This is a genomic window from Rhizobium altiplani, from assembly GCF_001542405.1.
GTDB lineage: Bacteria > Pseudomonadota > Alphaproteobacteria > Rhizobiales > Rhizobiaceae > Rhizobium > Rhizobium altiplani.
Map to the genome: position 1 here is coordinate 22540 of NZ_LNCD01000146.1, position 13862 is coordinate 36401.

Annotated in this window: 13 protein-coding genes; 9 read left to right on the forward strand and 4 right to left on the reverse strand. The window is 61.0% G+C overall.

The window, feature by feature from the left end; translation table 11 throughout:
• Positions 1-156: 156 nt before the first annotated feature.
• The 6 genes from AS026_RS37465 (at position 157) to AS026_RS37490 (ending at position 6508) form a co-directional block, all read left to right on the forward strand.
• Entirely contained in the window at positions 157-1242 is a 1086-nt protein-coding gene (locus AS026_RS37465) for an ABC transporter substrate-binding protein (protein WP_062376111.1), read from the forward strand.
• A gap of 84 nt (positions 1243-1326) precedes the next feature.
• Positions 1327-2148, forward strand: coding sequence for an ATP-binding cassette domain-containing protein (locus AS026_RS37470; RefSeq protein WP_062376113.1), 822 nt, complete (start codon positions 1327-1329; stop codon positions 2146-2148).
• On the forward strand, positions 2145-3404 hold the full coding sequence (locus AS026_RS37475; RefSeq protein ID WP_062376116.1) for a sugar ABC transporter permease: 1260 nt from the start codon (positions 2145-2147) through the stop codon (positions 3402-3404). Before AS026_RS37470 ends, AS026_RS37475 begins: the two co-directional genes overlap by 4 nt.
• Positions 3405-3459: 55 nt before the next feature.
• Complete coding sequence (locus AS026_RS37480) at positions 3460-4188, forward strand: SDR family oxidoreductase (protein WP_062376210.1); 729 nt, start codon at positions 3460-3462, stop codon at positions 4186-4188.
• Positions 4189-4190: 2 nt separating this feature from the next.
• A complete protein-coding gene (locus AS026_RS37485) occupies positions 4191-5810 on the forward strand; it encodes an FGGY-family carbohydrate kinase (protein WP_062376118.1) in 1620 nt (539 codons plus the stop codon).
• A 209-nt stretch (positions 5811-6019) separates the two neighbouring features.
• A complete protein-coding gene (locus AS026_RS37490; protein WP_062376120.1) occupies positions 6020-6508 on the forward strand; it encodes an RrF2 family transcriptional regulator in 489 nt (162 codons plus the stop codon).
• On the opposite strand, the gene AS026_RS37495 is transcribed toward AS026_RS37490, so the two are convergent.
• The 4 genes from AS026_RS37495 to AS026_RS37510 form a co-directional block, all read right to left on the reverse strand.
• Positions 6491-7501 carry a mechanosensitive ion channel family protein gene (locus AS026_RS37495; protein ID WP_062376123.1) on the reverse strand — a complete coding sequence of 337 codons (1011 nt, stop codon included), beginning with the start codon at positions 7499-7501 and terminating at the stop codon, positions 6491-6493. The genes AS026_RS37490 and AS026_RS37495 overlap by 18 nt on opposite strands.
• A 73-nt stretch (positions 7502-7574) precedes the next feature.
• Positions 7575-7994 (reverse strand): cupin domain-containing protein, encoded by a 420-nt coding sequence (locus AS026_RS37500; RefSeq protein ID WP_062376125.1) that lies wholly within the window; start codon positions 7992-7994, stop codon positions 7575-7577.
• Between the two features lie 23 nt (positions 7995-8017).
• On the reverse strand, positions 8018-8770 hold the full coding sequence (locus AS026_RS37505; RefSeq protein WP_062376127.1) for an SDR family oxidoreductase: 753 nt from the start codon (positions 8768-8770) through the stop codon (positions 8018-8020).
• A 75-nt stretch (positions 8771-8845) separates the two neighbouring features.
• Positions 8846-9325: a carboxymuconolactone decarboxylase family protein gene (locus AS026_RS37510; RefSeq protein WP_062376129.1), complete on the reverse strand. Its 480-nt coding sequence runs from the start codon at positions 9323-9325 to the stop codon at positions 8846-8848.
• Positions 9326-9451: 126 nt separating this feature from the next.
• Between AS026_RS37510 and AS026_RS37515 the strand changes: the two genes are divergently transcribed.
• The 3 genes from AS026_RS37515 to scpA all read left to right on the forward strand — a co-directional run bounded on the left by AS026_RS37515 (position 9452) and on the right by scpA (position 13714).
• Positions 9452-10363 (forward strand): LysR family transcriptional regulator, encoded by a 912-nt coding sequence (locus AS026_RS37515; protein ID WP_062376131.1) that lies wholly within the window; start codon positions 9452-9454, stop codon positions 10361-10363.
• 69 nt (positions 10364-10432) lie between these two features.
• Entirely contained in the window at positions 10433-11458 is a 1026-nt protein-coding gene (locus AS026_RS37520; protein ID WP_062376134.1) for a hydroxyacid dehydrogenase, read from the forward strand.
• A gap of 117 nt (positions 11459-11575) precedes the next feature.
• Positions 11576-13714 carry a methylmalonyl-CoA mutase gene (gene scpA / locus AS026_RS37525; RefSeq protein ID WP_062376136.1) on the forward strand — a complete coding sequence of 713 codons (2139 nt, stop codon included), beginning with the start codon at positions 11576-11578 and terminating at the stop codon, positions 13712-13714.
• Positions 13715-13862: the final 148 nt, after the last annotated feature.

Below are 13862 nucleotides of genomic sequence, written 5' to 3' on the forward strand. Positions count from 1 at the left end.
TTCAAATTTGGAAACAGGTGCAGCTCAGAAGTGCGGCCCGCTGCCGTCTTCGACCGTCAGCTTCGGACCGGCGCTCTGTACGCTTTCAAACTCGGGCCAGCCACGGGTCTGAGTCAGTAACCGCAACAATCGATCTCTTCAATGGAGAAACCGAAAATGACTGAACTTTCGACGAAACTCGCAGGCGCCGCGGTTCTGGCGCTGGGCCTTCTCAGTGGAACGTCCGTTTTTGCACAATCGGCCAAGGTCACGGACGCGACCGTCGCCTTCCTGATGCCCGACCAGAGCTCGACACGTTATGAAGAGCATGATTTCCCGGGCTTCCAGGCCGAAATGGCAAAGCTCTGCGCCGGCTGCAAGGTAATCTACCAGAACGCCAACGGCGACGCATCGCGCCAGCAGCAGCAGTTCAACTCTGCGATTTCGCAGGGTGCCAAGGCAATCATACTCGACCCGGTCGATTCCACCGCTGCTGCTTCGCTGGTGAAGATGGCACAGAGCCAGGGCGTCAAGGTCATCGCCTATGACCGCCCGATCCCGTCCGCAGCGGCCGACTACTATGTTTCCTTCAACAATGAAGAGATCGGCAAGATGATTGCCGCATCGCTCGTGGAGCATCTGAAGAAGAACAACGTCAAGCCGGAAGATGGTGGTCTGCTCGAGATCAACGGCTCGCCGACCGACGCGGCCGCCGGCCTGATCAAGAAGGGCATCCATGCGGGCATCGCTGAGGGCGGATACAAGGTTCTGGCCGAATATGACACACCGGAATGGGCGCCCCCGAAGGCTCAGCAGTGGGCAAGTGGCCAGATCACGCGCTTCGGCAAGAAGATCATCGGCGTCGTGGCGGCAAATGACGGTACCGGCGGTGGAGCCGTCGCCGCCTTCAAGGCGGCTGGTGTGGATCCGGTCCCGCCGGTGACAGGCAATGACGCGACGATTGCCGGCTTGCAGCTGATCATCGCCGGCGACCAGTACAACACCATCTCCAAGCCGAGCGAGATCGTTGCTGCCGCTGCGGCCAACGTCGCGATGCAGTTGCTTGCCGGCGAAACGCCGAAGGCTGATACCAAGCTGTTCGACACGCCGACACAGTTGTTCACGCCGGCACTCGTGACGGCCGAAAACCTCAAGGCCGAGATCATCGACAAGACGGTCAACGGCAAGCCGATCCAGACACCCGAGCAGCTTTGCGGCGACCGCTACGCGGAAGGCTGCAAGAAGCTTGGCATTGGCAGCTAACAGCTCCTCCCGAGGGCCCTCCGGCGCTTGTCGTCGGGGGGCTAATTGCAGGTATCATGCGTAAATACGGAAAGGCTTGCCTCGATGACGAACAATCAACATGACGCGCCTCCGACCGGCGAGCTGGTGCTCAGCCTGCGTGGCGTCTCCAAGAATTTCGGCGCCGTGTCGGCCCTGACGGATATCGATCTCGACGTCCATGCGGGAGAGGTCGTGGCTCTGGTCGGCGACAATGGTGCTGGAAAGTCGACGCTCGTCAAAATTCTTGCCGGCGTGCACCAGCCGACATCGGGCACGGTCACCTTCGCAGGCAAGCCGGTGACGCTCTCCGACCCCAGCACCGCACTTGATCTGGGCATTGCGACGGTGTTTCAGGATCTCGCCCTATGCGAAAATCTGGATGTTGTCGCCAACATCTTCCTTGGCCGGGAGACCAGTCCGCTGCAGCTCGACGAAGTGTCGATGGAGGTGCGTTCCTGGAAGCTTCTGAATGAACTCTCTGCGCGCATCCCAAGCGTTCGCATTCCGATCGCCTCGCTTTCCGGTGGTCAGCGCCAGACGGTGGCGATCGCCAGATCATTGCTGCTGGAGCCGAAGCTCATCATGCTCGATGAACCGACGGCCGCACTTGGCGTGGCACAGACGGCGGAGGTCCTGAACCTCATCGAACGGGTCCGCGACCGTGGCCTCGGCGTCATCATGATCAGCCACAACATGGAAGACGTCCGGGCCGTGGCGGACCGCATCGTGGTCCTGCGCCTCGGTCGCAACAATGGAATATTCTATCCCGACGCAACCAACCAGGAACTCGTCAGCGCCATCACTGGAGCTGCCGACAATTCCGTCTCCCGCAGGGCAAGCCGACGCCAGCTGTCGCGGGAGATCACTGATGGAGACAGCCCATGAGCAGCAACGCCAATCAGAACGCGCCATCCGCGCCGTTGCTGGATAGAAGCGACGTTCGCGTCAAACATGAAACCGGCGTCAGCGGCGCCGTCCGGGCTTTCGCCGATCGCGTGCGATCGGGCGACCTTGGATCATTGCCTGTTGTCGTCGGGCTGGTTCTCATCTGGACAGTGTTCGCCTCGCTCAATCCGATCTTCCTTTCGGCCAACAATCTCGTCAACCTTCTGTTCGACGCTTCCACGGTCGGCGTTATCTCGCTTGGCATAGTCTGCATCCTGATGGTCGGCGAGATCGACCTTTCCGTCGGCTCGATCAGCGGTTTTGCCTCGGCACTCGTCGGTATGCTGTGGGTCAACGAAGGCTGGCCGGTTGCCCTGGCGATCCTTGCCGCTCTTTTAGCAGGTGGCCTGATCGGCGCTCTCTACGCATTGCTGTTCAATCGCCTGGGAATGCCGAGCTTCGTCTCGACCCTGGCCGGGTTGCTCGCGGTTCTCGGCATGCAACTCTATCTTCTCGGCGCGACCGGTTCGATCAACCTGCCTTACGGTTCGGCGGTCGTGAATTTCGGACAGCTGCTCGTCATGCCCGATCCTGTGTCCTACGTGCTCGCCGCCATCCCAGGGATCGTGCTGTTCGTGACCGGCTACCGGACCGTCGTTCGCCGACGTGAGGCAAGCCTGTCCTCACGCTCGCTCGGCAGCCTCGTCTTGCGTGCAATCCTCATCACCGCTGTGCTGGAGCTCATCGTCTTCTATCTCAACCAGGACCGCGGCATTCCGTGGATGTTCGGCCTTTTCGTGGGATTGGTCGTGGCCATGAGCTACGCGCTGACCCGGACCAAGTGGGGGCGCTCAATGACAGCTGTTGGCGGCAATCGCGAGGCTGCGCGCCGTGCCGGCATCAATGTCCGCCTGATCTACACGAGCGCCTTCATGCTCTGCTCGATGCTGGCTGCGCTGGGTGGCGTGCTGTCTGCGGCTCGTCTTGCATCGGCAAGCCAGCAGGCCGGGACGGGCGACGTCAACCTCAATGCCATCGCCGCTGCCGTCATCGGCGGAACCAGCCTGTTTGGCGGTCGCGGCAGTGCCTATTCGGCCCTGCTCGGCATCATCGTCATCCAGTCGATCGCCAACGGACTGACGCTGCTCGATCTGTCGTCGTCGCTTCGCTACATGATCACGGGCGCCGTTCTTGCCATTGCCGTCATCGTCGATTCACTCGCACGCCGTTCAAGAGTGTCGCACGGACGCGCGTAGACCCAAGATAAAAGGTCCCAAGACAAAAGGTCCAAGATAAAAGGTAATGAATGCTATGAGACAGGAACTTTCGGGAAAGGTCGCAGCGGTCACCGGCGCCGCTTCGGGGATCGGCCTTGAATGCGCCAAGGCGCTGCTTGCCGAGGGCGTCAGTGTCGTTCTCATCGATCGGGCAGAGGAGTCATTGAGGAATATCTGCTCTGAACTTGGCCCGCAGGCATTTCCGCTGGTCATCGATCTGACGAACCCGCAAAGCGTTGCAACGATGATGCCGCAAATCCTGGAAAAGTTCGGCAAGCTTGACATCTTCCATGCCAATGCCGGTGCCTATATCGGCGGCGATGTCGTCGAAGGCGATCCCGATGCCTGGGATCGCATGTTGAATTTGAACGTCAATGCTGCCTTTCGCTCCGTTCAGGCCGTCTTGCCGCATATGGTTGAACGCCAGACCGGCGACATCATCATGACGAGCTCGATCGCCGGCCTGGTTCCCGTGGTTTGGGAGCCGATCTACACTGCCTCCAAGTTCGCCGTGCAGGCGTTTGTTCACACTGTTCGGCGACAGGTGATGAAGCATGGCATACGCGTCGGCGCCGTCGCGCCGGGGCCCGTCGTCACCGCCCTGATCAGCGATTGGCCGAAGGCCAAGCTCGAGGAGACCATCGCAGCAGGCGGTCTGATGGAAGCCAGCGAAGTGGCCGACGCCGTCATGTTCATGCTGACGAGACCGCGCAACGTGACAATTCGCGACCTCGTCATCTTGCCTCACAGCACGGATCTCTAGACATGGCACGCTATTTTCTCGGCATAGATGTCGGTACCGGCAGCGCGCGCACGGGGGTATTCAACGAGAGCGGCGATCTACTCTCATCAGCCAAGCAGCCGATTGCCATCTGGCATGAGGCTGGCGGCGTCGTGGAGCAGTCCAGCGAGGATATCTGGCGGGCAGTGTCCGGCACCGTTCGTCAGGCCGTCGCAGATGCGGGCATCGACCCGGCCCTGATCGCCGGCATCGGCTTCGACGCCACCTGTTCGCTGGTGGCTGTCGGCAGGGGTGGAGCGCCGATCAGCCTCAGCCGTTCCGGTGACCCCGACAGAAACATCATCGTGTGGATGGATCACCGGGCGGTCGCGGAAGCCGACGAAATCAACGACGGCGGGCATGCGGTACTGCGTTATGTCGGGGGCCGCATCTCGCCCGAGATGGAGACCCCGAAACTGCTGTGGCTGAAGCGGCACCTCCCCGAGCAATACCAGGCGGCCGCCCACTTCTTCGACCTTTCCGACTATCTGACGTGGCGTGCCACGGGAAGCCTGGCACGATCGGTCTGTACGGTGACCTGCAAATGGACCTATCTCGCCCATGAAGGGCGCTGGGACGCCGACTATTTCCGGGCCATCGGCCTTGAGGATCTGGCCGCCGATGAATTCAGGCGGATCGGGACGGATATCGTCGCGCCGGGCGTCGCGCTCGGCACCGGGCTTTCCGTCGAAGCGGCTGCCGAGCTCGCCCTGCCGGTTGGCACGCCTGTCGGCGCCGCGCTCATCGATGCGCATGCTGGAGGCATTGGAACGCTGGGCGCAGGTGAGATCGAAACAGAACCAAGCGCCGACATCGGCCGACGGCTCGCCTATATTTTCGGGACCTCGGCTTGCTCGATGGCGACAACAGGGCAACCCACCTTCGTCGATGGGGTCTGGGGTCCGTATTTTTCCGCGATGGTTCCAGGACTCTGGCTGAACGAGGGCGGACAGTCAGCGGCAGGCGCCGCAATTGACTATCTGGTGCGCATGCACCCGGCCGCCGGCGCAATCGAGGCACGTGCCAAGGCGGAGGGACTGTCGCTCGTCGGCTATCTGGAGCGAGCAGCCGCTCGCGCAGGGGATGGTGTTGCCGACCTTTCCGACGGCATTGTCGTCGTGCCCGAATTTCTCGGCAACCGGGCGCCCTTTGCCGACCCTGATGCACGAGCCCTGATCGCCGGATTGACGCTCGACGAAAGCGAGGCTTCGCTTGTCGCACTTTACGTGGCGGGCCTTGCAGGTCTCGGCTGCGGGCTGCGGCAACTGCTTGACGCATTGGCCGACAAGGCGATCGATATCGACTTGATCATGGCCAGTGGTGGCGCGGCAAACAGCCCCCTCGTCCTGCAGATGATCGCGGATTCCACGGCAACGGAGGTGGCCAGCGTGACAAGCCCTGAGCCGGTGCTGCTTGGGGCTGCAATGCTCGGGGCGGTCGCCGGCGGGCACTACCCGGACCTTTCCAGCGCGATGGCTGCCATGTCGCGTATTGCAAAGGTCTATCGCCCTGTTTCGGGGGCGCTTCGGGACAAGCACGATCGGCGATATCAGGCGTTCAAGCTGCTGCAGGAAACGGGTCGTCGATTGCGGGAGATGGTCTGACAAGGCTGGTGCCGTCCACATCCTTTGCTTCCACGTTGCAGCCCGGGGGTGCCGGAGCAGAACGGTCCCGGGCTCTACTGCCGGTCGCTGGCTGATTGCTGGCGACCTTGCTGACGCTTGTTGCATTCTTGTCCCGTTTACATTGTCGCGAAATAGGGATATTTTCTGTCCTTAATTGGTGCCGCTCGGTACCCTTTCGGACGGAAATGATGATCCTGAAAAGCCAAGTCGAATGGGCGCTGCATTGTTGCGCCATACTTGCCGGTCTGCCCGAAGGCCGCTACCTGTCGACGAAGGCGTTGGCCGAGTTCCACGGACTTCCGAAGGAATATCTTTCGAAGGCGCTGCAGAGCCTTTCTCAAGCAGGTCTCGTTCATACGACGCTCGGCCCATCTGGCGGCTACAGACTGGCAAGAGCACCCGCTGATCTGACCTTTCTCGACATCGTCGAGGCAGTCGAAGGCAAGGCGCAGACCTTTGTCTGCAACAACATCAGAGCCAACAATCCCTGTCGGCCTCACGATTACTGCGAAAGCAGTCCATGCGCGGTGGCGCGCGTCATGTGGGAAGCCGACGAAGCGTGGCGCCAGAAATTGCGCAGCGTCAGCTTTTCCGATCTGATCGAGACCCTGGCGAGGGACATTCCGCCGGACCTTTGGAAGAACAGCTCCGAGTGGGTGTTAGAGCGAGCTGGCTGATCGCAGCTTTACCTCGCTTGCGTCGGGCAAGGCGTAGAGATAGCTCTGAGGGGGCATTGCGAGCGAGAGCCCGCTTTCCCGGCAGTGGCGGTGAACGAGATCGATCACTTCGTTGCGCGCTGGCGTCCTGTTTGCTGGACTGGTCACGCGAAACTGCAATTCTGCCTCGATTGCGACAGCATCAATCCCCTTGAGAGCGACGATCGGCGGTGGATCCTGGACGATGCGCGTGCTTGATTGCAACGCGGTTCGCAGCGCCTCCTCGACAAGCTGCGGGCTATGGTTTGCCGCCATCCGGACAAGCAGCGTGATCTGATGCGTTTCATCGGGACGGCTGAGGTTGGTAAGACCCACCTTCGCCAGGACGCTATTGGGCAGAACGACGACATTGTGAGCGCCGGTGAGCAGAAAGGTGGAGCGCCAGTTATTCTCGATGACGCGGCCCTCGGTGCCGTCGCCAAGCAAGATCCAGTCACCGATGGCAAAGGGCCGCCCCAATGTCAGAGCGATCCCCGAGAACACGTCGCCAAGCGTATTTTGCAGCGCCAGGCCGAAGATGATGGCAACCACACCCGACGTTGCCACCAGGGTGCCGATGGGTGCTTTGAAAACGAAGCCCAGGATGGACAGCGCGACACCGAGATAGACGACGGCAACGATCAGATCCTGCAGCAGCCGCGCTTCACGCGGCCTCTTTTCCAGAACGATATAGATCCGTACGAAGCCGATGAGGGTCCATGCCAGATGTGTCCACCACAATACCCTTGCCGAGATGGACAGGAATGCCATCACGCCGGCAAGCTGCGTCTCCTCAACGCGATGAGGCAGGATGCCTGCCATAACGAGGACGGCGGTCATGCCTGCAAAGAAAAGGATCTGGACGATCAGCCGCGCAGTCGGGCGGTCACGGCCCTGGAGATGCCAGACAACAATGCCGGCTACGCCCAGAATGTTGATCAGAACAAGCGGCAACGAAAGTGGGTCGTTGAACATGGCAGCTCCGATCGCGATAATTGCCGCGCTGTGGGGGGCCGAGTGCGCGATCGACACCCGGCCCCGTCCTCGCCTACTTCTTCAAGGGATAGGTCAGTTCTTTCTGGTCGGTGTCAACCACGAAAACGGCAAGGAGCTTGGCCGGCTTTGCGTTGCTGCCGTTTGCGCTGACGCCATGACGGTCGCCGGGCATCTCCGAGAAGCTCTCGCCGGCCTTGTAGGTTTTGACCGGTCCATCATTGACCTGGCTGCGGATCGAGCCTTCCAGGACCGTTGCATAGATGAAGGCCGAATTCGGATGCGTGTGCCCCTCGGAAAAACCGCCCGGACCATACTCGACCAGAACACCCTTGATGCTCTTGCCCGGGGCGTTCGGCAGTTCATGCTCATAGACGAGCGTGACCTTGGCAGCCTTGCCGCCTGCCTCGGCGGCAAAGGCTGTGTTGAATGATGCGGCTGCGAGCGCAGCCGCGACAAAGAGCGACTTCATCATTTCAAGATTCCTTTTGTGGGTGGTTATGTCCGCGCGGATGTTTTGAACCATTGCTCGAAGGTGATCTGTCCCAGGCGGGGGTTGTTGTCCGAGACCAGCGAACCATCCTCCAGCAGGGCGCCGAAGTAAGGCGCCTGCGGATCCGGCTCGACCTTGCGTGGATCGCCCATCGCCTTGAGGTAGCGAGCGACGAGTTCAGTGAGCCTGAAGCGTTCCGGCCCGGCGATTTCGATCGTTGTGTTGACGGGGGCAGCAAGGGTCACATCCGTCATCGCGTCGGCTACATCGTCGGAGGCGATCGGCTGCACATAGGCCGGTGACAGATGAACCTTGTCGCCGACCGTGCCCGACTGCGCGATACCGCTCAGGAATTCCATGAACTGCGTCGAATGGACGATCGTGTAGGGAACGCCGGAGGCCTTGATCAGCCTTTCCTGGGCGAGCTTGCCGCGGAAGTAGCCGCTTGCCTGCAGCCGCTCGGTCCCGACGACTGACAGCGCGATATGGTGTTCGACGCCGGCGGTCTTCTCAGCCGCAAACAGATTTCGTCCCGAGGTTTCGAAGAATTCCAGCACGGCCCGGTCTTCGAAGGACGGCGAATTGGCGAGATCGACGACGACCTTTGCACCGGCAAGTGCGGCGGCCAATCCTTCGCCGGTGATCGTGTTGACACCGGTGTTCGGAGAGGCGGCGATCACCTCATGTCCCCGCTTGCGCAGGCGGTCCACTGTCTTTGAGCCGATAAGGCCGGTCCCGCCGACGATGACAATCTTCATGGGACTTCTCCCTTTCGAGCGGCCGCCGGCCGCTCTGTTGATGGCTATGAGGTTGCAGGCCTGGTTGAGGCCGGCCTAGTTGAGGCCGGCCTTGTCGAGGCCATAGGCCTTGTCGGCGGAGCCGGGTACTGCCTTGAAGGCGATGCTCGCGCGGTTCCAGGCATTGATGACCATGATCGAGAAGGTCAGGTCGGAGACTTCCTTTTCCGAGAGCTGACCACGGACGCGCTCGTAGAGCTCGTCGGGAATTCCGCCTTCCGGAAGCTTCGTGACGGCCTCGGTCCAGGCAAGAGCTGCCCGCTCGCGCGGAACGAAGAGGTTCGATTCACGCCAGATCGCGACATGATAGAGGCGCAGTTCGCTTTCGCCGTGGATCTTGGCTTCCTTGACATGCATGTCGAGGCAGAAGGCGCAACCGTTGATCTGCGAAGCCCGGATGTTCACGAGATCGCGGATTTTCTGCTCGATGGTGCTGTCCTTCAAGCTCATGCCGAGATCCGAGATCTTCTTGAAGAGTTCGGGGGAATGCTGTGCGTAGTTGAGGCGCTGTGACATGTCTGTCTCCTTAATTAAGGATATCATGTATCCTTATGGACATAAGATATCCGTAATTACTGGACAGTAAAGCGCTTCCGACCTAGACTGCTGCATAAGGCTTATGTCGAAATGTATGGGGGACGAATGGACATCGTATCTGCGCTGAGAGCCTTCCTCCGGGTTGCGGAGACGGGCTCGTTTTCTGCAGCGGCGATCGACCTTGACCTGACACAGCCGGCGGTCTCCCGGCAGGTCTCCGCTCTCGAAGGACATCTCAACACACGCCTGCTGCATCGTAGTACGAATGCGCTTGCCCTGACAGTCGAGGGCGAGCAGATGATTGCGATGGCGCTGAAGGTGGTCGAAGCGGTGGACGCGCTCAACGAAGCGACCTGTGCCGAGGCCACCACGGTATCCGGTCGGGTGCGGCTCACCCTGCCCGCGCCGCTTGGTCTTTACGTCAGCGAGCGTCTTGCCGGTCTGCTCGATCGCCATGCCGGGCTTTCCGTCGAGTTGATTTTTCGCGACGAGCCGTCCGACCTGATCGGCGATGGCATCGACCTTGAAGTGCGCCTCGGTCCCGTCTCCGACTGCAATCTGATGTGCCGGCGGATTGGATGGACGACCGCCTTTCTCGTTGCAGCACCGAGCTATGTCGAGCGACGAGGCATGCCCGAAACGCCCGACGACGTCGGCGGCCATGACTGCATCTGCTACAGCCGCGCCGGAGATTTGCGCTCGTGGACATTTTCCAATGGTTCCGACGAGACCTCGGTGCGCATCGCGCCACGCCTGATTGCCAACAATGCGGTCGCGGTGCATCGCGCGGTACTGGCCGGGGGCGGTCTTGCAGTGCTCTCGCACATCCTCGCCTGCGCCGACATCGAGGTCGGCAGGCTGATAAACGTGATGCCCGATTTTCCTCCGGCACGCCTGCCGATCAACGTCGTCTACCCATCGCGCAAGAACCTGCCGTTGCGGGTCCGCACAGTTCTTGATTTCCTGGTACAGACGGTCAGGGAAGACCCTTTGATGGTATCCTCACTCGGTCCTTGAGCGTTTCCCGGCGCACAAGGGACTTGCGAAAGCCGCGCGCATTTTCATTCTGGAGGCAAGGGAGGTACCATGAGCCGCAATATCATTCTTGTCGATCCGTTGCCGCGAACGCTCGATCTCATCATGACGCCGGATGTTCGCCGCCGTCTTGAGCAACTCGGAGATGTCGTCGTCTCCGAAGATCGGCAAATGCCGGCCGACCAGGTGGAAGCCCTGTTGCCGGATACGGTGCTGATTTTCGGTCAGACCGACATGCCGAAGGAGCGGCTGGATCGCGCGCCGAGGCTAAAGGCGATCATCAATGTCGAGTCGAACTTCCTGCCGAACATCGACTACCAGGCCTGTGTCGAGCGGGGCATCTGGGTGATCACCCCTGCATCGGCCTTCGCTTCACCCGTAGCCGAAGCTGCGCTCGGCATGGCGATCGATCTTGCCCGCGGTATCACCATGGCTGATCGGCAGTTTCGAGCCGGTGTCGAAGACTATGGCCTTGCGGCAAACGAAGGAACGTTTCGCTTTGCCGGCGCACCGGTCGGCCTGGTCGGCTTTGGTGATCTCGGTCGCCAATTGCGCGAGCTTGTCCGGCCGTTTCGCAATACGGTGCGCGTCTTTGATCCTTGGTTGCCGGCCGAGATCATCGAGCGGCTCGACTGCATGCCGGCATCGCTGGATGAGGTACTCAGCCAAAGCCGTGTCGTCTTCGTCTTTGCCAGTGTGACAAGCGAGAACGAAGGGTTCATCGGCCGGAGGGAGTTTGCGCTCATGCAGCCCGGCTCCGCCTTCCTGCTGATGAGCCGCGCAGCCGTCGTCGACTTTCCGGCAATGCTCGAAGCGGTGGGTTCTGGCCATATCCGTGCCGCCACCGATGTCTTCCCCGACGAGCCTGTCGCTCCCGACGATCCCGTTCGCAAGGTGGAAGGGCTGTTGCTGTCGGCACATCGCACCGGCGGCACACGTGACGCCTTCTACGCGCTTGGCTCGATGGCCGTCGCCGATTCAGAGCTCATCATGAAAGGCTTGCCGCCACAGCTTTGCAGAAGGGCGGATCCGGCAACTGCAAGCCGGTTGCGCTCCAAACCGGTCAGCGTTTCCTGACAAGCTCGGATGTCGAAGGGGCAAGGGGCATTCGCCAACAAATTATCCTAAGGCTCTATCGCGCCGCAGGCGGTTAAAGTGCTAGCCTGCGGCAAAAGAAGAATGCCGGAGGATAGGATGACGAAGAAAACGCTTGGCGACTGGCAGGCTCTTGCCGAAAAAGAGCTGAAGGCCTCGCCCGAGACGCTCGTCTGGCACACGCCCGAAGGGATAGACGTCAAGCCGCTCTATACCGAGGGCGACATAAAGGGTGCCGAGCATCTCGGGTCGCTCCCGGGCTTTGCACCTTTTACGCGGGGGCCGCGTGCCACCATGTATGTTGGCCGCCCCTGGACGATCCGGCAATATGCCGGTTTTTCCACCGCAGAGGCCTCCAACGCCTTCTACCGCAAGGCGCTCGCTGCCGGCCAGCAGGGCGTTTCCGTGGCCTTCGATCTTGCAACCCACCGCGGCTATGACAGCGACCATCCGCGCGTCGTTGGCGATGTCGGCAAGGCAGGAGTTGCGATCGACAGCGTCGAAGACATGAAGATCCTGTTCGATGGCATCCCGCTGGGGAAAATCTCGGTCTCCATGACGATGAACGGCGCGGTCATTCCGATACTTGCGAGCTTCATTGTGGCTGGCGAGGAACAGGGTGTGTCCCGGGCTGAGCTTTCGGGGACGATACAGAACGACATCCTCAAGGAGTTCATGGTTCGCAACACCTATATATATCCGCCGGAGCCCTCGATGCGGATCGTTGCGGATATCATCGAATACACGGCAAGGGAGATGCCGAAGTTCAACTCCATTTCGATCTCCGGCTATCACATGCAGGAGGCCGGCGCCACGCTGGTTCAGGAGCTCGCCTTCACGCTTGCCGACGGGCGCGAATATGTTCGTGCCGCGCTCGCCAAGGGATTGAACGTCGATGATTTTGCCGGCCGCCTCTCCTTCTTCTTCGCCATCGGCATGAACTTCTTCATGGAAGCGGCGAAGCTGCGTGCTGCGCGCCTGCTCTGGACGCGCATCATGGAGGAGTTCGAGCCCAGGAAACCGTCCTCCCTCATGCTGCGCACGCATTGCCAGACATCCGGCGTCTCGCTGCAGGAGCAGGATCCCTACAACAACATCATCCGCACCGCCTTCGAGGCAATGTCGGCGGTTCTGGGCGGCACGCAGTCGCTCCACACCAATTCCTTCGACGAGGCAATCGCCTTGCCGACGGAATTTTCTGCGCGCATTGCCCGCAACACGCAGCTCATTCTTCAGCATGAGACGGGCGTGACCAATGTCGTTGATCCGCTTGCGGGCTCCTACTATGTCGAGAGCCTGACAAAGGCGCTTGCCGACAAGGCCTGGGCCTTGATCGAGGAGGTCGAGGCGCTCGGTGGCATGACCCGGGCGGTGAACGAGGGATTGCCCAAGCGGCTCATCGAGGAAGCGGCGACGCGACGCCAGGCGGCGGTCGACAAGGGCGAAGAGGTCATCGTCGGCGTCAACAAATATCGTCTCGACACGGAAGAAGAGCTCGAGATCCTGGCGATCGACAATGCAGCCGTGCGCTCCGCCCAGATTGCGCGGATCGAAGACACGAAACGCCGCCGCGATAACGTTGCGGTACAAGCGGCCCTCAAGGTGCTTGAGGAGGTCGCAAGCAGCGGCAATGGGAACTTGCTTGCGGCAGCCATCGAAGCGGCGCGCGCGCGGGCAACTGTTGGCGAGATCTCGGATGCCATGCGTCAAGCCTTTGGGGACCACGCAGCCGAGCCCGAGGTCATCAGGGACATCTATGGTCAAGCCTATCGCGACGAGCCGGAGTTGGCAGTCCTGAAGGACCGCATGGTCGAAGTCGGCAAGGTCATCGGTCAGAGACCGAGAATCATGGTTGCCAAGCTTGGTCAGGACGGTCATGACCGCGGCGCCAAGGTGATCGCCTCGGCGTTTGGCGATATTGGCTTTGATGTGCTGGCAGGCCCCCTCTTTCAGACGCCAAAGGAAGCCGCCGACCTCGCGGTCGCCAGCAAGGTCCACGTGGTTGGCATGTCGTCGCTGGCGGCTGGCCACAAGACACTGGCACCGCAACTGGTTGACGAACTCAAGGCACAGGGCGCCGGCGATGTCATCGTCGTGGTGGGAGGGGTCGTTCCGCGGCAGGATTACCAGTACCTGATGGACCACGGGGTTGCGGCTGTCTTCGGCCCGGGCACGAACGTTCTCGATGCCGCAAATTCAGTGCTCGATCTGCTCGAGGGCAAACGGCGAAACCGCTAGATCGAGGCAGCGCGACGGTGGCGTTTTTCGCCGATGCCGGGCCTTCACGCAAGCTCGCGAGCCATCCTTCGGCGTTTGCGCGCGGCGAGAACGGGCGTTCACGCCCGATTGAAGGCGATTGAAGCTGGGAAATGGGCGGTTATGAAAA

What these genes read in the sequence shown, in the direction of transcription:
- AS026_RS37490 (WP_062376120.1), top strand. Translation starts at nt 6,020, where the DNA reads ATGATCCTGAAAAGCCAAGTCGAATGGGCGCTGCATTGTTGCGCCATA.
- AS026_RS37495 (WP_062376123.1), bottom strand. Translation starts at nt 7,501, where the DNA reads ATGTTCAACGACCCACTTTCGTTGCCGCTTGTTCTGATCAACATTCTG.
- AS026_RS37475 (WP_062376116.1), top strand. Translation starts at nt 2,145, where the DNA reads ATGAGCAGCAACGCCAATCAGAACGCGCCATCCGCGCCGTTGCTGGAT.
- AS026_RS37500 (WP_062376125.1), bottom strand. Translation starts at nt 7,994, where the DNA reads ATGATGAAGTCGCTCTTTGTCGCGGCTGCGCTCGCAGCCGCATCATTC.
- AS026_RS37470 (WP_062376113.1), top strand. Translation starts at nt 1,327, where the DNA reads ATGACGAACAATCAACATGACGCGCCTCCGACCGGCGAGCTGGTGCTC.
- AS026_RS37480 (WP_062376210.1), top strand. Translation starts at nt 3,460, where the DNA reads ATGAGACAGGAACTTTCGGGAAAGGTCGCAGCGGTCACCGGCGCCGCT.
- scpA (WP_062376136.1), top strand. Translation starts at nt 11,576, where the DNA reads ATGACGAAGAAAACGCTTGGCGACTGGCAGGCTCTTGCCGAAAAAGAG.
- AS026_RS37485 (WP_062376118.1), top strand. Translation starts at nt 4,191, where the DNA reads ATGGCACGCTATTTTCTCGGCATAGATGTCGGTACCGGCAGCGCGCGC.
- AS026_RS37465 (WP_062376111.1), top strand. Translation starts at nt 157, where the DNA reads ATGACTGAACTTTCGACGAAACTCGCAGGCGCCGCGGTTCTGGCGCTG.
- AS026_RS37520 (WP_062376134.1), top strand. Translation starts at nt 10,433, where the DNA reads ATGAGCCGCAATATCATTCTTGTCGATCCGTTGCCGCGAACGCTCGAT.
- AS026_RS37510 (WP_062376129.1), bottom strand. Translation starts at nt 9,325, where the DNA reads ATGTCACAGCGCCTCAACTACGCACAGCATTCCCCCGAACTCTTCAAG.
- AS026_RS37515 (WP_062376131.1), top strand. Translation starts at nt 9,452, where the DNA reads ATGGACATCGTATCTGCGCTGAGAGCCTTCCTCCGGGTTGCGGAGACG.
- AS026_RS37505 (WP_062376127.1), bottom strand. Translation starts at nt 8,770, where the DNA reads ATGAAGATTGTCATCGTCGGCGGGACCGGCCTTATCGGCTCAAAGACA.